Source organism: Chryseobacterium hilariae (assembly GCF_051400735.1).
Lineage (GTDB): Bacteria > Bacteroidota > Bacteroidia > Flavobacteriales > Weeksellaceae > Chryseobacterium.
The window spans coordinates 91,448-110,750 of the sequence record NZ_JBLFFJ010000003.1 but is presented as its reverse complement, the minus strand read 5'-3'; the positions used below and the strand labels follow the sequence as shown (position 1 = coordinate 110,750).

The 19,303-nt window shown below is 35.5% G+C and carries 18 protein-coding genes; 12 read left to right on the top strand and 6 right to left on the bottom strand.

Going from position 1 to position 19,303, the window contains the following annotated elements; genetic code table 11:
* Positions 1–266: 266 nt before the first annotated feature.
* The 6 genes from ACMGDK_RS10000 to ACMGDK_RS09975 form a co-directional block, all read right to left on the bottom strand.
* Positions 267–476 carry a hypothetical protein gene (locus tag ACMGDK_RS10000; RefSeq protein WP_436807820.1) on the bottom strand — a complete coding sequence of 70 codons (210 nt, stop codon included), beginning with the start codon at positions 474–476 and terminating at the stop codon, positions 267–269.
* Between the two features lie 172 nt (positions 477–648).
* Entirely contained in the window at positions 649–870 is a 222-nt protein-coding gene (locus ACMGDK_RS09995; RefSeq protein ID WP_436807819.1) for a cytochrome C551, read from the bottom strand.
* A gap of 290 nt (positions 871–1,160) precedes the next feature.
* Positions 1,161–2,786, bottom strand: a complete 1,626-nt coding sequence (pruA, locus tag ACMGDK_RS09990; RefSeq protein ID WP_436807818.1) for an L-glutamate gamma-semialdehyde dehydrogenase — start codon at positions 2,784–2,786, stop codon at positions 1,161–1,163.
* Between the two features lie 196 nt (positions 2,787–2,982).
* Positions 2,983–4,089, bottom strand: a complete 1,107-nt coding sequence (locus ACMGDK_RS09985; protein WP_436807817.1) for a DNA topoisomerase IB — start codon at positions 4,087–4,089, stop codon at positions 2,983–2,985.
* Between the two features lie 9 nt (positions 4,090–4,098).
* Complete coding sequence (locus tag ACMGDK_RS09980; protein WP_436807816.1) at positions 4,099–4,266, bottom strand: phosphatidate cytidylyltransferase; 168 nt, start codon at positions 4,264–4,266, stop codon at positions 4,099–4,101.
* 22 nt (positions 4,267–4,288) lie between these two features.
* A complete protein-coding gene (locus ACMGDK_RS09975) occupies positions 4,289–4,726 on the bottom strand; it encodes a DUF6526 family protein (RefSeq protein ID WP_436807815.1) in 438 nt (145 codons plus the stop codon).
* A 204-nt stretch (positions 4,727–4,930) separates the two neighbouring features.
* Between ACMGDK_RS09975 and ACMGDK_RS09970 the strand changes: the two genes are divergently transcribed.
* The 12 genes from ACMGDK_RS09970 to ACMGDK_RS09915 all read left to right on the top strand — a co-directional run bounded on the left by ACMGDK_RS09970 (position 4,931) and on the right by ACMGDK_RS09915 (position 19,164).
* The gene (locus tag ACMGDK_RS09970) at positions 4,931–6,700 is read left to right on the top strand and encodes an aminopeptidase P family protein (protein WP_436807814.1); all 1,770 of its coding nucleotides are present in this window, start codon (positions 4,931–4,933) and stop codon (positions 6,698–6,700) included.
* Between the two features lie 461 nt (positions 6,701–7,161).
* Positions 7,162–7,728: a Crp/Fnr family transcriptional regulator gene (locus ACMGDK_RS09965; protein ID WP_436807813.1), complete on the top strand. Its 567-nt coding sequence runs from the start codon at positions 7,162–7,164 to the stop codon at positions 7,726–7,728.
* 61 nt (positions 7,729–7,789) lie between these two features.
* On the top strand, positions 7,790–8,812 hold the full coding sequence (locus ACMGDK_RS09960; RefSeq protein WP_436807812.1) for a saccharopine dehydrogenase: 1,023 nt from the start codon (positions 7,790–7,792) through the stop codon (positions 8,810–8,812).
* Complete coding sequence (locus tag ACMGDK_RS09955; RefSeq protein ID WP_436807811.1) at positions 8,809–9,387, top strand: NAD(P)H-dependent oxidoreductase; 579 nt, start codon at positions 8,809–8,811, stop codon at positions 9,385–9,387. Before ACMGDK_RS09960 ends, ACMGDK_RS09955 begins: the two co-directional genes overlap by 4 nt.
* 168 nt (positions 9,388–9,555) lie before the next feature.
* Positions 9,556–10,941 carry a tRNA uridine-5-carboxymethylaminomethyl(34) synthesis GTPase MnmE gene (gene mnmE, locus ACMGDK_RS09950; protein ID WP_436807810.1) on the top strand — a complete coding sequence of 462 codons (1,386 nt, stop codon included), beginning with the start codon at positions 9,556–9,558 and terminating at the stop codon, positions 10,939–10,941.
* Positions 10,942–11,202: 261 nt separating this feature from the next.
* Positions 11,203–11,820, top strand: a complete 618-nt coding sequence (locus ACMGDK_RS09945; protein ID WP_436807809.1) for a helix-turn-helix domain-containing protein — start codon at positions 11,203–11,205, stop codon at positions 11,818–11,820.
* Positions 11,821–11,929: 109 nt separating this feature from the next.
* Positions 11,930–13,093 carry a site-specific integrase gene (locus ACMGDK_RS09940; protein ID WP_436807808.1) on the top strand — a complete coding sequence of 388 codons (1,164 nt, stop codon included), beginning with the start codon at positions 11,930–11,932 and terminating at the stop codon, positions 13,091–13,093.
* A gap of 110 nt (positions 13,094–13,203) precedes the next feature.
* Complete coding sequence (locus ACMGDK_RS09935) at positions 13,204–13,560, top strand: helix-turn-helix domain-containing protein (protein WP_436807807.1); 357 nt, start codon at positions 13,204–13,206, stop codon at positions 13,558–13,560.
* 395 nt (positions 13,561–13,955) lie between these two features.
* A complete protein-coding gene (locus ACMGDK_RS09930) occupies positions 13,956–14,807 on the top strand; it encodes an RteC domain-containing protein (RefSeq protein ID WP_436807806.1) in 852 nt (283 codons plus the stop codon).
* Between the two features lie 392 nt (positions 14,808–15,199).
* Positions 15,200–15,514, top strand: coding sequence for a helix-turn-helix domain-containing protein (locus ACMGDK_RS09925; RefSeq protein ID WP_436807805.1), 315 nt, complete (start codon positions 15,200–15,202; stop codon positions 15,512–15,514).
* A 78-nt stretch (positions 15,515–15,592) separates the two neighbouring features.
* On the top strand, positions 15,593–17,065 hold the full coding sequence (locus tag ACMGDK_RS09920) for a DUF3945 domain-containing protein (RefSeq protein WP_436807804.1): 1,473 nt from the start codon (positions 15,593–15,595) through the stop codon (positions 17,063–17,065).
* Between the two features lie 11 nt (positions 17,066–17,076).
* Complete coding sequence (locus tag ACMGDK_RS09915; protein WP_436807803.1) at positions 17,077–19,164, top strand: type IA DNA topoisomerase; 2,088 nt, start codon at positions 17,077–17,079, stop codon at positions 19,162–19,164.
* Positions 19,165–19,303 lie beyond the last annotated feature (139 nt).

The following is a 19,303-nucleotide window of genomic DNA, read 5'->3' as shown; positions in this document are numbered from 1 at the left end:
TGAAAAGATAGAAATAGTCCAGTACAGCTGTACTGGTTGCGGCCTGAATAGCGTCATGAACAGCTATGGACCCAAGTGAAGGAAGTTATTCCAAGCTTTTTTGGAAGTTATTCGGTTAGCAAATAATTAATATTTTATTGATCAGGTAAAGTAACCTGGCCTGACGCGGTAAAATTTTATTATAATACAATCGGGGTTGATTGCCCGGTTTTTTTCAGTCAAGTTTTTTTAAGTACAAATCCGCAGCATGCTGCGGATTTGTTTTTTTATTTTGTTTTCAGACTGTCGGCTTTTACTTTGGCGGTATCCTGAACAACTGGAGCCGGCTCAGAGTTTGCCACTGCTGAATCCCCCATATTATTTCTCAGTGAATCCTTATTGTGCTCATCTTTGAACTCTTCTCTTTTCTCCTTGTTCTGGGCGCAGCTTCCTAGGAATAAAACCCCTAAAATAGCTCCTATCCATAATTTTTTCATAATAGTTGATTTTGATATTTAATATGATCAAATATAAAAAAATATTAAGAGTTTTCTGAGAGTCGGCCATAGATTCTAAGAAAATAATTATTGTTACCTTTAATAGAAACATTAAAAAATCCGCAGAGCTTTCATCTGCGGATTTTCCATTTTAGATTAAACTTGTTTTTATCTATTTAGCGGGAGGTGTGGTGGCCATAGAGTCTACTTTCATCTTTACCGTATCCGGAACAACCGTTTTTGTGGCTGTTGTATCCGTTATACGGGGTGTTACTGTTCTGGTAGTATCTACTGCCGTTGAATCAGTATTACTTGATGACATAGAAGATTCCTTGGTTCCGCAACTCACAACTAGTATTCCTGAACCTATGGCTGCTAACAAAAACTTTTTCATAAATATTTTATTTTGGTGTTGTTATTTAAAGTTCAATAATTATTCCTAACCAACACACTAAACTATTAAAACATAGATAAACTTTGTTAAAAGATGTTATAGAAAAAGCAATAGTAAAAGATTATAGATGATTAAAAGAAAGTTATGGATTATAATTCTAACATTTAACACATAAATAATGACTAACTCGCTCATTCATAAAAAAGCCCCGAAAATATAATTTCGAGGCTTCTAGTATTATTTATTGATCATTACTGCTTATTATCATCTGTAACTCACAATTATAATTTTTATCCCAGATATGGGTATTTATAATCTTTTGGAGAAACGAAAGTTTCTTTGATACTTCTTACAGAGGTCCATCTCAGTAAGTTCATTTTAGAACCTGCTTTATCGTTGGTTCCTGAAGCTCTGCCGCCACCGAAAGGCTGCTGTCCTACAACTGCACCAGTTGGCTTATCATTGATATAGAAGTTTCCTGAAGCGTTTTCTAAAGCTTTGAAAGCTTCGTTGATTGCGTAACGGTCTTGTGCAAATACAGAGCCTGTCAGAGAATAAGGAGAGGTAGAGTCCACCAGTTTCAATGTCTCTTTCCAGTCCTGATCTTCATATACATAAACAGATAGGATAGGTCCGAAGATCTCTTCTACCATACTTTCGTAATGAGGATTTGTAGTTTCAATTACGGTAGGGTGTACAAACCATCCTTTAGAATCATCAACTTTTCCACCGATTGCTATTTCAGCCTCACCGGAAGCATTCGCTCTGTCAATATATCCTTTACACTTCTCGAAAGAGTTCTTGTCGATTACTGCGTTAACAAAGTTGGACGGATCCTCAGGAGAACCCACTTTAATTGAATTGATTTGAGTTTCCATTACTTTTTTCACATCAGCCCAAAGAGATTTAGGTACATAAGCTCTTGAAGCCGCAGAACATTTCTGTCCCTGATATTCAAAAGAACCTCTTACCAAAGCAGTAGCTACAGCTTCAACATTAGAAGAAGGGTGAGCGATCACAAAATCTTTTCCGCCGGTTTCCCCAACGATTCTTGGATATGTTCTGTAATTATGGATATTATCGCCGATCATTTTCCACATTCCCTGGAATACTTTCGTAGAACCTGTGAAATGAAGACCTGCAAAATCAGGATGTGCCAATACTTTCTCAGCAGTTTCTTTTCCGTCCGTAAAAACCATGTTGATAACTCCTGCAGGAAGACCTGCTTCAATTAATACATCCATGATTACTTTGGCAGAATAAACCTGCTTGTCAGAAGGCTTCCAAACAACAACATTTCCAAGCATTGCCATACATGTAGGTAAGTTTCCGGAAATTGCCGTAAAGTTGAACGGAGTTACTGCAAAACAGAACCCTTCCAATGGTCTGTATTCTACACGGTTCCAGATTCCACTGTCGGAAACCGGCTGCTCAGCATACATTTCAGTCATGAATTCTACATTGAATCTTAAGAAATCAATGAATTCACAAGCAGAATCTATTTCAGCCTGGTGTACGTTTTTAGACTGCCCGATCATAGTTGCTGCGTTGATCACATCTCTGTAAGGTCCAGCCAAAAGGTCAGCTGCCTTCAGGAAAATAGCTGCACGCTGTTCCCAGCCCAGTTCGTTCCATTCTTTTTTAGCTGCCAGAGCCGCGTTGATAGCGTCATCTACATGCTGCATCGTACCTTTATAGTAAAATCCGAAATCGTGAGCATGATCCTGAGGAGACTGAAGCTGAACTTTCTCATCAGACTTTACTTCTTTCCCATTGATAATCATTGGAATTTCTGTCTTCTCAGCCCACATCTTTTTATAAGTGGCGATAAGGCTTTTAACTTCTGGAGATCCCGGCACATAAGAATTTACCGGCTCGTTTACTGCAAATGGTACTTGCGAAATTGCTTTTGACATATTATGTTATATTATTTTAAAATTGATAAATATGTTGGTATACAAATTTACAATAATTAACGCAAAGAAAAAAAGCAGCTCATCTTTATAAAATGAAATTTAACACTGTTTTAAATTTAAAAAATATCATTTTTTGATGATTCAAAATAAGTAAATCTGGTGTTTTCTTGTTGATCTTTAAATTCTTATCGACAACTTACATCTTTTCATTTTCCAGAATTTTCAGGACTAGCTTTTCTTCCTGGGTGAGGCCTGCTTTTCCATCATTTTCTTCGATCTTTTCCAGTTCGTCAAGGTATTTTTTGATCGTATTATTCTCATAAAGATTGATCACCAGCGGATGTACATAGTATTTTCTGCAAACCGTACTGGTGTTTCCCAGGTGTTCTGCAACGATATCCAAGGCTTCCTTTACTTTCTTTTTATATTGACTGTTATTTTCGGCGTAGCCTATTTCTTTAAAAGCAATTAAAGCACTGACTGTTCCCGACCATGTTCTGAAATCTTTGGCTGTAAAATCTTCCCCGCTGATCTCCTTAATATACTCATTTACCATCCCCGAATCTATCGAATGGCGGTTCCCTTCATTATCAAAATACTGGAAAAGTTCTTTTCCTGGAATATCCTTACATTTTTGAACAAGTCTTGAAAGTCTTCGGCTTTTGAGATCAATATTATGCATAATTCCTTTCTTTCCTTTAAACGAAAAGGAAATCTTCTGACCGTTAATTTTCACATGTTTGCCTTTCAGAGTCGTTAAACCAAAAGAGCCATATAGCTTTTCATAGGCGTTATTACCGATACGGATGTTCGTATGCTGCATTAAACTTACAATTAATGCCAGGATTTTTCTCTTCTCAAAATTTCTTAAAGCGAGATCCTGTTCCACATGAAGCCGGATATTGGGCAATGCATACCCGAACTGAAGCATTCTGTAAAATTTCGTATGATTCCTTAAAGCACTCCACAAGGGATGATAGCGGTATTGCTTTCTCTTTTTTACATCAAAACCTGTAGCCTGAAGATGGCCATTGTCCAATGCACAGATCCATACATTTTCCCAGGCAGGAGGAATCACCAGCTTGTTGATCCTGGCGATCTCATCCTTATCTTTAAGCTTTTCTCCGTTTTTGTAATAAGAATATTTTTTTCCGGTTTTTTTCCGGGTAATCCCAGCAGTTTCCGCATCGGTGGTATATACAAGATGTACCGCCTTTGCGGAGGCTTCGGGATCCTTCATGATCTTGATAATTTTTGAAGGCTTTAAGTGGGAAATAATTTCCAGATCCGTATTCTTCTCCATAAAAAATGGTTAAGAGTTCTTACCCCTCGAAAAGATCAGAAAAAGGATTACTACTACTCCAACGACCAGGATAATTCCCCACCACATTCCAGCCTTAAAAATAGTTTCAATTGCTTCACAGCTTGTTAACGTTAGCAATGTGAATACGATCATACTGTATAAAGTTAACTTTCTCATGATATAATATTTTGGTGTTAAGTCAGATTCTCTGGCGGTCGGCTCTCCAGCTTTTGATAGAACGCTTGATCTCATCGCCTGATATATTTTCGTGAAGTGCCCGGTAAAGAAGCTCCCTGAATTCATCATCATAGGCGAATCTTAACGCTGCAATTTGGTCAAATCTAAGCTTATCAGCCGTTTCATCAGACCTCTGTCCGAAAATTTCAAAATACCGCTGTTTAAATTCAAGCATTACCATACGGTTCTGAAGCCCGAGCGCATAATGCTGTCTTGTCATAAAAGCCAGATAGAAAAGCAGAAATATCATGATTGAAAATAATATCCATGTCAGTTTATTTTCAGGATCATCCCAGATTTTATAAATTCCAATAACTTCCAGTACGATCAGTAGCGGAAGATAAATAAAATGATGGGGAGGATAAAATTTCCTGTGATTTTTATAATTCTGCTCTCTCATGCCATAATAATAACAATAATCTCTCCAAAAGTTTATATGTTTAGTAATAATGTTGTTTTTGTGGTATGTAATTATAAATAGTGTTGCCTTTAAGGATTAATGCATATGAAAGAAAAAATAACAGATTATTAACGAAAATACAGGATGGAATACACTTCTGAACCTCAATTTTTTTGTAACTTTCGGTGTTTAAAAAAGAAAAGAATGACTTCAAAGGAAAAAGTGGCTGCACTTCGTGAAGAAATGCAAAAGAATAATGTTGATGCATTTATAGTATATTCTGCAGATCCGCATATGAGCGAATATTTACCTGAAGAATGGCAGGAAAGAGCTTGGCTGTCAGGATTTTTAGGTTCTGCAGGTTTTGTGGTAATTACAAAGGACAAAGCAGGGCTTTGGACAGACGGAAGATACTTTACCCAGGCTGCCATTGAGTTGGAAGGTTCAGGAATCGATCTTTTCAAAGACGGAATGGAAGGAACTCCTAATTATATAGACTGGATTATTTCCCAAATTCCTGCCGGAGGAAAAGTAGCCGTTAATGCTGTTGCCACTTCAAATGCCAATTGGGAGCTGATTTCACAAAAATTGCAGTCAAAAAATATTACCTTAACGGATCTTCCATTATTAAAGGAGATCTGGAAAGACAGAGGTACACCCTCAAAAAATCCTATTTTCGTACATCCTGTAGAAAGAGCCGGACAATCTGTTACTGATAAACTGGGAGCAATCCGTCAGAAAATGGAAGACCAGGAAGCTACCGTTCATATTATTTCCAGTCTTGATGATGTAGCGTGGACACTGAATTTAAGAGGAAGCGATGTACAAAGCAATCCTGTATTTTTAGGATATGTTGTCATTACCAAAAATGATGCGGTGCTGTTCACAGATCTTGAAAAGCTGGAAGTGGAGGCAAGAAAACAAATGGATGACTCGTTTGTAAAAATGATGCCTTATGAAGAGTTTTACAATTATCTGAAAGCCTTCAAAAATGAAAAAATTCTGGTTTCTCCAAACAGCAACCAGATGATCATTGAAACTTTAAAAGAAAATAACCAGTTTATAAAAGCTCCGGTTCCCGGCAACCTGATGAAAGCTCAGAAAAACGAAACCGAGCTGGAAGGATTCAGAAAAGTAATGGTAAGAGACGGTGTTGCCATGGTGAAATTCCTTTATTGGCTGACCCATAATGCCGGAAAAGAAAATATGAACGAATATTCTATCGGTGAAAAACTGAGAGGCTTCCGTGCGGAAGGAGAAAACTTCGTTGGAGAAAGTTTTGGCAGCATTGTAGGATATAAAGATAACGGGGCTATCATGCACTATTCTGCAAAAAGTGAAGGAAGTAAAGAGGTTACCAACGACGCAAGTATCCTGGTAGATTCAGGAGGTCAGTACCTGGAAGGCACGACCGATATTACAAGAACCCTGGCTTTAGGAGCTGTTTCCGATGAGTTTAAAAGAAATTCTACCTTAGTGCTTCAGGGGATGATCCGGTTATCGATGGTGAAATTTCCGAAAGGGACAAAAGGTGTTCACCTTGATGCCATTGCAAGGCTTCCGCTTTGGATGGAAGGAAAGGACTTCAATCATGGAACTGGTCATGGAGTGGGAAGCTTCATGAACGTTCATGAAGGTCCGCAGAGCATCAGAAAAGATATGAACCCGCAGGATCTTCTTCCGGGAATGGTATGTTCCAATGAGCCAGGATATTATCTTGAAGGAAAATACGGAATCCGACACGAAAACCTGATCGCTGTAAAAGAAGCAGAAAAAACAATACACGGAACGTTCTATGAATTTGAAACCCTTACGTTCTGCCCGTTCTTTAAGGATACTATTGTGAAAGAAATTCTTTCAGAAGAAGAAATTAAATGGCTGAATGACTATCACAGAACATGTGAAGAAAAAATTGGGCCTTACCTTGAGGGAGACATTAAAACATGGTTCCTTGAGCTGGTGAGCCCGCTTTAATAGGTAAATATGAATAGTCAATGGTCAATTTTAGATTTTAAACATTGAATTTCATACTTTGAACATTAATAATTGTTAGATAAATTCTGAAGCCCTGTTGAGAAATCCGCAGGGCTTTTTTATATCTACAACCGTATTTTCACGGATATAATTTTAGGGATTCCCCTGACAGAACATCTTACGGGACCATCTATCTTTGTGTCAATAAAAATGCATCATTTCATATCTTCATATATTTATTAAATTCAAAGCAGGTAAAACCATTTCGTTCTGAAATGGTTTTATTTTTTATAATCAGTCATATAATTGAATTCGTTATAAATTAAGAGTTCATTCATTATTGAAAGTTTAAATAAAATATTAAAGAAAATTCCAAAGACTTGCAATCACCTTTGTATTTGTTTAATTTCGCTAAAAACTACTAAAAGAAAACCTCCAGTTTCTAAGTGCAATTTGAAAATATGATAGAAAACTATTTCCGCAGCTTTAATATATTCTCGGACAGCGAGATCAAAGATTTCTTGCAGCTTTTTGAAACCAGAAAAGTGTATAAAAATGATTTTTTTATACAGGAAGACGATAAATGTAGGGAAATAGCATTTATTATATCAGGAATTTTCCGTTCCTATTATATTTCAGATAACGGAAAAGATATGACCTACTGTTTCAGGTTTCCGAATCAGCTTATGGCCAGTTATTCCTCATTTATTTCAGATTGTCCCAGTAGGGAAAATATGCAGGCTATTACCGATGCCGATTTACTGGTTTTAAAAAAAGAGGCGATAGATGATCTGATAAAAGATGATCTCAACTGGACAAAATTTTTAAAGATGATAGCTGAACAGGAATATCTTGAGCTCGAGAAAAGATTTTTTCAGCTCCAAAGAGACAGTGCAGCACAGCGGTATGAAACGCTGCTTGGCAATCAGCCCGATTATGTTCAAAAAATTCCTCTGCAGTATCTGGCTTCTTATTTAGGAATTACACAAAGACATCTCAGCAGGATCAGAAAAGAAACGGTCATATAATTTTTAGACATTTGTCCTACGCCACGGCATTACGGCTCTATAATTTTGTAAAAAAAATATTATGGAGCACAATATTCTGGTCGTTGGAGGAAACGGCCTTGTAGGTAAAACAATTATCCGAATTTTAAAATCAAGAAATCCCCAGGTCAATATTTTCATTGGTGGAAGAAAAGGAGGAACAGGCAATCATCTGAAAATTGATGTTACGGATGCCAGAACTTTTCAGCTGATTCTGAAAAATAAAATAGATATGATCATTCTTTCTGTGAATGATAAAGAGGATAATATTCTCCGTTTTGCCATCGAAAATAAAATAGATTATCTGGATATCACTAAACCGACTCCTGATCTTGTCAAGGCGTATGCAATTGCTAAAAACAGAGATGTACAGAGCAGGATTGTTTTCAGCTCCGGATGGATGGGAGGAATTGTCAACGGATTGGTAAAAACACTTTCAGATAATACAAACAACATTCAGGAAGTGAAGCTTTTTGTGTATTACTCCGTGAAAGACCTTGCGGGTGAAAGCTCAGCCCACTTTATGGCTGAAAATGTAGCTAAGCCATTTATCAGGTATGAAAATAACCGACAGGTTCCCATAAAACATTTTTTAGATTCCGAAGATTTTGATTTTTCGTTTGGAATAGGGAAAAGAGAAGCCTATAACTTTGATGTACCGGATTTATATATTCTCAATCAGATAGAAAAAATACCTAATGTCAGTGTGAAAATGACTTACAATTCGAAGTTTATCACATGGCTTTTAGGCGCATTTCAAAAGGTGAGAATTTTTAATATTTTATCACTTAAAGAACGGAAAATGATTTTCGGATCAAGTGGAAACGGCGATCAGAGTGTATTTGAGATTATTATAAAAACTAAATCCGGGAATGAAAAATTAAGCCTGCAAAGCACAAAAGGACAGGCTGAATTAACGGCACTTTCTGCGGTGCTTCACACGGAAGAGCTGTTGAAGAATTTCCATGAAAATAATACGTATTTCAGTCATCAGCTGCATCAGCCATCCTTGCTTCTGGAAAGGCTTAAAGCTTATGAATCCATAAATATAAAAACATCAAGATGAAAAAAATAGCCATTATTAACGGGCATCCCAATAAGAATTCCTTCAATTTTGGAATGGCTGAAGCTTACAGAAAAGGAGCCGAGCAGTCAGGAGCTGAAGTCAGAGAAATTGTAATATCCGAATTGGAATTCGACCCTGTTCTTCACTTTGGATACCAGAAAAGAATGGAACTGGAGCCCGATCTGCTGAAGGCCTGGGAAATTATCCAGTGGGCGGATCATCTGGTCTGGATACATCCGGTTTGGTGGGGCGGTTTGCCTGCTCTGATGAAGGGGTTTATTGACAGGCTTTTTCTTCCGGGATTTGCCTACCGCTACAGAGAAAATTCAGTTTGGTGGGATAAGCTGCTGAAAGGAAAAACTGCCCATATCATTACAACACTGGATCAGCCGGGATGGTATTATCGGCTTTTTTATGGAAGGCCAAGTATTAATCAGCTGAAAAAATCAACGCTGGAATTCTGCGGTGTAAAACCGGTGAAGGTCAATTATATAGGTATCATACGAAATTCTACCGAGATACAGCGTGCCGGGTGGCTCCAGAAAGTAAAAGAATTAGGAAAACAGCAGAAGTAAACCGTCATTGCGGGGAACGAAGTGACAAAGCAATCTCATTAGTGATTATTTGCTTCGTCACTTCGTTCCCCGCAATGCTTTAAATTTCAAAATCTCCAATAAAAGCCATAGACAATCTGTATAAAATACCTCCACAGAAATTAGCATGAAAAATCGTAAATTTGCACCATGAATAACGATACGATTTGCGCACTGGCTACAGCCAATGGAGTAGGAGCTTTAGGGATCATCAGAGTTTCAGGGAACGATGCTTTACGGGTTGTCCAGAGGAGTTTTCCGGGTAAAAAACTGGAAAAGCAAAAGTCCCATACCATCCATTACGGGTATTTTATGGATGGTGAAGAAGCTATTGATGAAGTGATGCTTTCTATTTTTCTGGCTCCGAAAAGTTTTACTACAGAAAATTCTGTGGAAATAGCTTTTCACGGCTCACCGCATATCGGGAAACGTATTTTGGAAACTCTCACTAAAAATGGGGCGAGAATGGCGAAAGCGGGAGAGTTTACCCTTCGCGCCTTTATTAACGGAAGGATAGACCTTTCACAGGCGGAAGCCATTGCAGATGTAATTGCATCTGAAAATGAAGCTTCCCGAAAAGTAGCCATCAACCAGCTGAAAGGAGGAATTACCAATGAAATATCGATCTTGAGAACAGATCTTCTGAATTTTGTTTCCTTGATTGAGCTCGAACTGGATTTTGCTGAAGAGGATGTAGAATTTGCGGACAGATCAGCCCTTAATGGTCTTTTAGATAAGATCGAATTAAAATTAGACTCTCTGATTGAAAGTTTCCAATATGGAAATGCCATCAAAAACGGAACAGCAGTTGCCATCATCGGAAAGCCGAACGCCGGAAAATCTACTCTGTTAAATGCTTTACTGAAAGAAGAAAGAGCAATCGTCAGTAATATTGCCGGAACCACAAGAGATACCATTGAAGAAGTGTTGCATATCAAAGGTCACGCATTTCGTTTGATCGATACGGCCGGACTTCGTGAAACTGTTGATGAGATCGAAGCTATCGGGGTAAAGAAGGCCAAAGAAAAAGTAGAAAATGCCAATATTCTCGTATACCTTGCAGATGCCGCTACAGAAGATTATTCCGAAGATATCGAAATGATAAAATCTCTGCAGAGAGACGATCTCAAACTGATTATCTGTGCCACAAAAATTGATGAAGTACTGCCTCCGAAATATGAAGCTGTAGAAGATATTTTCAGAAATGAAATTGTCCAGGATTTTGATTTTATCAGAATATCAGCGGTAGAAAACCAAAATATCCAGGACCTTAAAAATGAACTGTCTTCCTACGTTGAACAGTTACAATCTCAGGAAAATAATGTCGTTATTACCAACCAAAGACACTTTGAAGCCCTTCGGAAATCTTTGGAGGCTACCCATAAAGTAAAAGAAGCCATTTCTTTCCAGATCTCCACAGAACTGCTGGCCTATGAACTGAGAAATGCTTTAGAACATCTCGGGGAAATTTCCGGTGAAGTGACGAATGATGAGGTGCTTGGGAATATTTTTTCTAAGTTTTGCATCGGGAAGTAAATAGGTAAAATAGAACAAACTAAAACATACTAATCCTCTATTTATTAGTGACTTACAAAATAATCAATTTTGTTTGAAATTTTATAAATATGGTTTGGTTTGCCACAATTTGCCCCCTATTTGCCCTTCCAACGATTAATATTTTATTTTTTTTAATCCGGGAGAGATTATGTCACTTAAGGTACTTTATTGCACCTTATTGTATCTTAACGTACCTTATTGTACCTAAAGTGATGTTTGACCTCTCACAAATAAAATATTATGAGTTCAAACATCAAAATCAAAAAACTCTGCGAACATTGTGGTGCAGAATTTATCGCAAGAACTACGACGACAAAATACTGTTGTCACCGTTGCAACCAAAAAGCTTACAAAGCTAATGTTCGGGAACTTCGTTTGCAACTAAGCAAAACCGATCCTAAGATCGAAGTAAAACAATCCAAACCTAAACAAAATCCAGACAACTATTTTGATATCAAAACACTGGATTATCTAACAGTTCGAGAAGCTGCTGTTTTATTAAAATGTGACCGTAGGACCGTCTATAGATTAATCAAATCTGGGAGGTTACCTGCCGGAAATCTTTCTATAAGGAGAATACGGATATTAAAAAAAGATATCGACGCGCTATTTGTAATACAAATAGAGAGTATTCAAGGCAATAGTATGTCAGATAAAGATTTAGAATCGACTCCATTGAAAGACTGCTTTACTATTGGGCAAGTTCTCAAAGAATATAACCTTTCTGAGACGTCGCTCCGTAGCCTTATCAAAAGACATAAAATCCCAAAATTTCAAAAGGGTAAATTCGTCTATGTCCCTAAAAAATTAATAGAACCGATATTAAATAAAATACTCCTAAACGAATATTTCGGATAGATAAAACATCTATGTAATTGGCATCTCTACGCCAAATAATACCTGTCAGTACGACCAGTATTCGATGGAACAATATCATTAATTAATATTACCCATAAAATTAAATATTATGTCAAAGGTTACATTAAGAAAAAAGCCTATATCCCAAGGTAGGCAATCCTTGTATCTAGAGATTTATCCCCCTATTTATAATCCTGATACTGGAATAATGCAGCGCAAACAGTACTTAAAACTTTATATATATAAGCGTCCAAAAAATGAGATCGAAAAAGAATTGAATAAAGAAACTCTTGCTTTAGGAGAATATATTAGGGCACAACGTCAAATTGATTTACAAAGTCGAAGATTTGATTTTATATCAGATACCAAAATGAAATCAAACTTTCTTGATTTCTTTGAGGAACAAGCTGCTAAGAGAAAGAACTGCTATAATTGGTCAATGTCCGTTCGGTACTTTAAAGATTTTGCCGGTTCAAAAGTTCCTTTTACAGCTCTAAATGAAACTTTATGTGAGGAATACGCCGATTATTTATTATCCGGTCCAGCTTTAGGAAGATCAAAAATAAGTATTAAAAAGAATACAGCAGTTGCATATTTTGGAAGATTCAAACTTACTTTAGAAGAAGCTTTCAAAAAGCGATTCCTACCTACGGATTTAGCCTCAATTATTGAAAGTATAAGCCCACAGGAAACTCATAGGCCCTTCTTATTTATGGATGAACTGGATAGAATGGCAAATGCATTCTGCCCAAATCAAATTGTTAAAAAAGCCGGATTATTTTCTGCTATGACGGGCTTTCGTTATTCAGATGTTGAAACATTATTATGGAAGGAAATTCACGGGTCAGAAGGGAATTATTATATCCTATATAACCAAGAAAAAACCGACAGTGCCGAATATTATCCGGTATCGGATCAAACGATTAAATTTTTGGGAGAGAGAGGAGATCCCGATTCTAAAGTCTTTGCAGGGTTAAAATACGATCAAACTGTGACTTCATTAAAGAAATGGCTTATAAATGCTGGAATAGAAAAACATTTTACTTTTCATGGCTTTCGACATACGTTTGCAACACTTCAAATTGCTTCTGGAACTGATATCTACACAGTTTCAAAATTACTAGGACATAAGGATATAAAAACAACACAAATATATGCGAAAATAGTTGATAGCTTGAAGAAGGAAGCTTCTGAGAAGATTAAAATTAACATTTATGACATCAGTAAAAATATTTCAGATATCCATATTGCTAATACCCTTAAACCATCGTAATAGATTCCTTTATAGAGGTCTAATACCCAAAATACTTTTATTATGTCATTTGAAGACAAATTGAGACAGCAAATGCCAAATAAAAAATACAAGATAAAACCTTCATAAAATTGGAAAAAAAAGATATGAAATACACTTTTGATCAGATTCCAAACATCCTTAAAAGAATTGAAGATAGACTAGATAAAATTGAAGAAATTTTGTTGGATCGAATACAAAACGAACTTACCGACATTGAATTTATAGGAGCAATGGAAGCATGCAAAATTCTAAAAATTTCACTCCCTACTCTTTACTCAAAAGTCAGTCTCCGTGAGGTTCCATTTTACAAAAAAGGAAATAGACTTCATTTTTTAAAAGCCGAACTTTTAGAATGGATTCAGGAAGGGAAAAAAAGTTCTCTGGCTGACATAAACGAAAAGGGCAATGATTATATAAAGAATATGGAAAAGAAAAAATGGTATTAGTGTTAGCGAGCAGTAATCCTTCCATAAAATTGGAAGGATTATTTATTTTGAATACAAATATTGAATTTTCCCTATTGGCAATATTCAATTCAACGGTAAATGAAATCAAAAATATTGACCATCGCATACGAAAATTGATTGATCTCGTCCAAATATTAAACAGCAACTAATTATACCATACATTAATTTAAATTGCTTTACAATCAAATTATAAACATTTAAAAAATTACTAATAAAACTGAGACATTAGTAGGAGTTTAATAATAATATAATTATATAATGAATAATTAGTAGGTTAATAAGATAAATCGCTGAAAAGGGAAAAAATATTATATTTTTAAGACTGCTGATATCACTGGACCTGATAATGAGAACCTTTCTAATATATTTTTACCATGATACAATCAATTTATGACACTATAGTAAAACGTATTGAAATTCAAGAGCAAAATATTACGCTAAACAAAGAAAAAGTAATAGAGGAAGCGTATCAAATGACGAATATTTTAAGTGGGCTTCTGAATGAAGCAAAAGATATTGTTTCTGAAAAGGGATTTTTGAACAAAGAAGAAGAAATCAATTTTTTTAAGAATATAAAACCGCAAATTCTTGGAAAGCTAATCTATTACAATAAAGTTTACAGAATTGAAACCTCCTGTCCTGCTAAAGGAGGAGAAATTTATACCAGATACTTTCAGGAGGAACAAGAAAAGTTGAACAAAGAATTTAAGGAATTTTTTATTGATTCGGATTTCTATCGATACGTCAAATCTGGGCGTACTGACCTAGATGAAAAGTACTTTAGACTAGGTCAAATTGATATTATGGAGGGTTTAAATAGTTATGTTTTTGAGATTGACCAACATTTTTCTACTTATTACGACTATAAGGTAGCTCATATCCAAGCTGATGATCTGTTATATAGCTATATACAACAGAGACTTAATCCAGAAGATAACAATGATGTTCTATTGCAGCTTGCTGAAACAAAAGATATTCTTTGGACGCAAACAAAAAATGCACTGATCGAATTAATATATGCCCTTCATGCAGTGGATGCTATTTCTCATGGAAAGCTAGGTATCCGTAAAATTAGCGGTGTATTTCAAATCATATTCCATATTTCTCTTAATGATTTACATAATAGTTTTCACCGAATGAAAACCCGATCAGGATCTAGAACACTATTCATTGATCAGCTAAAATATAGTTTAGAAGAATATATGGATAAAGAAGATTCATTTTAGCAATTCTAATAACAAAATATACATTACCAATATGACAGCGCCTCGGGTGCTGTTTTTTTTTTCACTTTAGCCTATATGTGTATATGGGTAAATCTAATAAGAAAAAGATCGGAATAAATATAATTCTATATCAAACGCCATAATATCAGCAACTTAACATTTTTTTTTAAAAAAATAAAAATATGCCTTTTTGATAGACACCTATCGGAAAAGCGTTCCACCCAAACTTTCCAATTTTGTTTTGCTGATAAGGATAAAACTTTTGCAAAGCATTGCTTCGCTGTGCTCATAATGAAACTGAAGGAATTAATAGGTATGCAGGTACAAGTTTAAAATTACTATGGCTTAGGCTAAATACCTTCAATAACAGAAAATAATTAAAACGCAATGTTATGAATATAGACAAATTAGAATTTATAGCGTGGATGGAACGAATCATGGACCGGTTCGATTTAATTTCAGAAAGTGTTAGAGAAATTAAAAAAAATAGAAATGCCATAGACGGTGAGGAATTACTGGACAACCAAGATCTTCTCCAAATGCTGAAAATTAGTAATCGTTCATTACAAAGGTACAGGTCAGAAGGAAAATTACTCTATTATACTATAAGTGGAAAGCTCTATTATAAATTGTCAGATGTACATCAGTTTATTCGTGATAGTTTTAATACACCTACTAAACGCATAAAGAAAATGAAAGACAAATAGGTCCTACAAATTCCAACTTTTAAACTTCTATTAATATATAAAATACCTTGATCTAAGATTTAAGAAATATTTAATGTTATGAGCGATAATCAATTCCAAAAGCAAAAATCCGATCAAGAAAAATCATCAACTGATTTGATGGATACTCTTTTAGTACATAATACTGAAACGAACAAGATCTTAGCAGTAAAAGGTAGCAAGAAAAAACCTGGAAAAAAAACAGATGAAAAGGATGAACTTGAAACTACTAAGCCTTCAAAGAGAAAAGAAAATTCATTTTTAAAACTCAATAAAAATGAGGACATGCTCTCTAACTTTTTGAGGAACTTTTTTAGTCAAATAGGCAATCCTACTCGGTTCAACTTTTTTAAAGTTCCCATACAGGCTGCAGTTGCAATCGCTAAAAAAATGCAACAGTTTATTGATTCTGCAAAACTTGAAGGTAAAGATCTACTGAAAGGTCTTAAAGATATATTAAATACAAATAATAATAACATTACTATGGCACAAGAACAAAACAAAACTGAAAATAGCAATCGCTATTCGGTAGACAAAATTGATTGGAAGAGTCTTCAAAATTTTGGGTGGAAACGTGAAGATTTTGAAAAACTTAACCTGCTTGATTCGCTTTTAAAAGGATTTAAAACTGCTGAGATGCTTCCAATATCTGTAAAGGTAGGAAATCAAAATCTTGATACAGAGGGTAAACTCTGGCTTGAAATGGGTAAAAATGGTAAAGCCGTTTTTAACATGATTCCAAAGAAAAACGAAGTTGAATTGGATAAACCATTTTTTGGTCACCAGTTTACCGAGGAAGACAAGGCTAACCTGTTAGAAAAAGGCAATATGGGCCGAGTTGTTAATCTGACGGAAGACGGTAAAACTCATTTACCTCATTTAATAAGCCTTGACCATCATACAAACCAAATAGTTGCCTATTCAACGGCAAACATACAAATTGATGATGTGATCAAAGGAGTAACTCTTTCACCAGAACAAAAAAATGACCTACAGGAAGGCAAGTCAATACATCTTGAAGGAATGCTTTCGAAGCGCAATACATTGTTTAAAGGAGAAATTCAATTTAATGCGTTTAAAGGACATATTGAGTTTAAATTTCCTAAAGAAAATTCAAAAACTCAAAATCAAGAACAAACCCAAAGTCAAACGGATGAACTGCCAACAAAATTCAGAAGAAAAGAATTTACTGTTGATCAATACAATAAGATTTCAAAAGGCGAAATAGTTTATATCCCTGATTTTAAAGATGGATTAGGAAAAGAATATCCTGGATATGTTTGGCTTAACAAAGAAACTGGGAAACTCGATTTTGATTTTAAAAATCCAAATAGACTGAAGAACAAAGCTACTCCGGCTGAGACTCATAAAACCCAAACAGCCGTAAACAATGACGGTAAAACCAATGAGGCGACAAAAAATATTAAAAAGCCGTTAGAATCGGGTCAAAATGTACCTCGCAATAAAAAAGAGCAGGATAAACAAAATACAATCTCTAATCCACCTAAAAAGAGAGGTAGAAAAGTATCGTAAAATCCAAAAATATGAAAGCAGTTATAGCAGAAAAACCAAGTGTTGCTCGTGAAATAGCAGCTATTTTAGGAGCAACTGAAAAACATGATGGTTATCTAAAAGGTAATGGATATTATATTACCTGGGCAATTGGACATTTAATTTCATTGGCCATGCCCATAGATTATGGAATTATTGGATTCAAGAGAGATAATCTTCCGATATTACCAAATCCATTCATATTGACAATAAGAAAAGTTAAGAAAGATAAAGGTTATCTGGACGATCCGGGAGCGTGTAAGCAATTAAAAATTATTGAAGACATCTTTAGCAAAAGTGATAGCATAATCGTCGCAACTGATGCTGGAAGAGAAGGTGAACTTATTTTTAGGTTAATATATAGTTATTTAAATTGTAAAAAGCCTTTCCAGCGCCTTTGGATAAGTTCACTAACAGAAAAAGCGATCCAGCAAGGTTTTTCCTCTTTAAAACCAGGGCACGATTTTGATGGATTGTACTTTGCCGCCCAAGCTAGAAGCCGAGCAGATTGGTTAGTGGGTATTAATTCAACACAAGCTCTTTCTTTGCAGGCAGGAAACGGAGTTTATTCATTGGGTAGGGTTCAAACTCCGACTCTAAGTTTAATATGTAAAAGATATAATGAAAATAAAAATTTCAAGGTTGAAACTTATTGGCAAATCGAGCTTAACTATATAAAAGACGGCATCAATTTCCATGCATTATCTAAAGAAAAATGGAAGGTTAAGGAAAAAGCAACCGACGTATTAAAGTCTATTGAACGCCAAGGAACTTCAACGGTAATTTCCGTTACTTCCAGAAACTCAAATGAGCAACCTCCTTTACTATTTGACCTTACTTCACTTCAAAAGGAAGGAAATAAGAAACTTGACCTTACGGCGGAGGAAACTCTATCTATTGCGCAGAGTTTATATGAGAAGAAATTCATAACTTATCCAAGAACCGGAAGTAAGTATATCTCCAACGATATCTGGCCAGAGATTCCGAACTTAGTTCGAGCTTTAGAAAAAAAAGAGGGTTTTAAGGAAAAGATTAACAATGTCAAATGGGGACGTTTTAATAAGAGAATTGTCAATGATCTTAAAGTAACGGATCACCATGCTCTGTTAATAACCGATAAGATTCCCTCCGCTCTTTCAGTAAAGGAAAATGCGATATATGATATGATAGCAGTTCGGCTTCTTGAAGCTATATCGTATCAATGCACCAAAGAAGTGACAGATATTAAACTTGAATCTCTCCATTACGAGTTTAATTTGAAGGGTTCAAGGGTAATTGACCCAGGCTGGAGGGCAATACAAAATCATTTTCATGATGATGATAAGGATGAAGAAGTTTCAATGGATATCCCAACATTAAAGGAAGCGGATTTATTAAATATTAAAAAATCCAGTGTTTTAGAAAAGAAAACTCGTCCCCCTTCCCTTTACACCGAAGCAGGTCTTTTATCTGCAATGGAAAATGCCGGTAAGCAGATTGACGACGAAGAAGCGCGCAAATCACTTGACAACATCGGTATTGGTACTCCTGCGACACGAGCAGCAATAATTGAAGTTTTATTTGATCGGAACTATATTGTTCGGGAGAAAAAAAACCTGATTCCTACCCAAAAGGGAATTCAAGTTTATGATTTGGTTAAAGAAAAGAAAATAGCCGATGTATCAATGACAGCTGAATGGGAATTAGCGCTCCAAAAGATAGAAAACAACCAGCTTGACCCTCAGTTATTTCAGAAGGACATGGAAGGCTATGCCAAAATTATTACTTCGGAATTATTATCTACCACTATAGTTTCCAATACACCTTCCTTAAATTGTCCTAAATGCAAAAGCCATAACTTAATTTTCAATGATTATGTTGTAAAATGTCCTGATCAAAATTGTGGATGGATTCAATTTAAAACAGTTTGTGAAATATTACTTAGTGATAAGGAGATAGAGAATTTGATCACAAAGAAAAAGACATCGCTGATCAAAGGGATGAAAAGTCGGAATGGAAATAAGTTCAATGCCTTCATTTTAATGGATGAAACTGGCAAAACTTCTTTTGAATTTGAAAAAAGCAAGAAAAAAAGCAAGTGAGATTACATAATGGCGGTATTAATTACCGTCTTTTTTTATGCTTTCTAGAATTGTGACATTGAAAACAATTGCTTTAAATAAAGCTTTCTTATGTATCTATTCTAGAATTTGGACATTCAAATATTGTATCGTATGATTT

Excerpts from the sequence above, each read along its gene's own strand:
- ACMGDK_RS10000 (WP_436807820.1), bottom strand. The coding sequence starts at position 476 with ATGAAAAAATTATGGATAGGAGCTATTTTAGGGGTTTTATTCCTAGGA.
- ACMGDK_RS09975 (WP_436807815.1), bottom strand. The coding sequence starts at position 4,726 with ATGAGAGAGCAGAATTATAAAAATCACAGGAAATTTTATCCTCCCCAT.
- ACMGDK_RS09925 (WP_436807805.1), top strand. The coding sequence starts at position 15,200 with ATGAATATAGACAAATTAGAATTTATAGCGTGGATGGAACGAATCATG.
- mnmE (WP_436807810.1), top strand. The coding sequence starts at position 9,556 with ATGAATAACGATACGATTTGCGCACTGGCTACAGCCAATGGAGTAGGA.
- ACMGDK_RS09920 (WP_436807804.1), top strand. The coding sequence starts at position 15,593 with ATGAGCGATAATCAATTCCAAAAGCAAAAATCCGATCAAGAAAAATCA.
- ACMGDK_RS09955 (WP_436807811.1), top strand. The coding sequence starts at position 8,809 with ATGAAAAAAATAGCCATTATTAACGGGCATCCCAATAAGAATTCCTTC.
- ACMGDK_RS09960 (WP_436807812.1), top strand. The coding sequence starts at position 7,790 with ATGGAGCACAATATTCTGGTCGTTGGAGGAAACGGCCTTGTAGGTAAA.
- ACMGDK_RS09985 (WP_436807817.1), bottom strand. The coding sequence starts at position 4,089 with ATGGAGAAGAATACGGATCTGGAAATTATTTCCCACTTAAAGCCTTCA.
- ACMGDK_RS09995 (WP_436807819.1), bottom strand. The coding sequence starts at position 870 with ATGAAAAAGTTTTTGTTAGCAGCCATAGGTTCAGGAATACTAGTTGTG.
- ACMGDK_RS09945 (WP_436807809.1), top strand. The coding sequence starts at position 11,203 with ATGAGTTCAAACATCAAAATCAAAAAACTCTGCGAACATTGTGGTGCA.
- pruA (WP_436807818.1), bottom strand. The coding sequence starts at position 2,786 with ATGTCAAAAGCAATTTCGCAAGTACCATTTGCAGTAAACGAGCCGGTA.
- ACMGDK_RS09930 (WP_436807806.1), top strand. The coding sequence starts at position 13,956 with ATGATACAATCAATTTATGACACTATAGTAAAACGTATTGAAATTCAA.
- ACMGDK_RS09940 (WP_436807808.1), top strand. The coding sequence starts at position 11,930 with ATGTCAAAGGTTACATTAAGAAAAAAGCCTATATCCCAAGGTAGGCAA.
- ACMGDK_RS09915 (WP_436807803.1), top strand. The coding sequence starts at position 17,077 with ATGAAAGCAGTTATAGCAGAAAAACCAAGTGTTGCTCGTGAAATAGCA.
- ACMGDK_RS09965 (WP_436807813.1), top strand. The coding sequence starts at position 7,162 with ATGATAGAAAACTATTTCCGCAGCTTTAATATATTCTCGGACAGCGAG.
- ACMGDK_RS09980 (WP_436807816.1), bottom strand. The coding sequence starts at position 4,266 with ATGAGAAAGTTAACTTTATACAGTATGATCGTATTCACATTGCTAACG.
- ACMGDK_RS09970 (WP_436807814.1), top strand. The coding sequence starts at position 4,931 with ATGACTTCAAAGGAAAAAGTGGCTGCACTTCGTGAAGAAATGCAAAAG.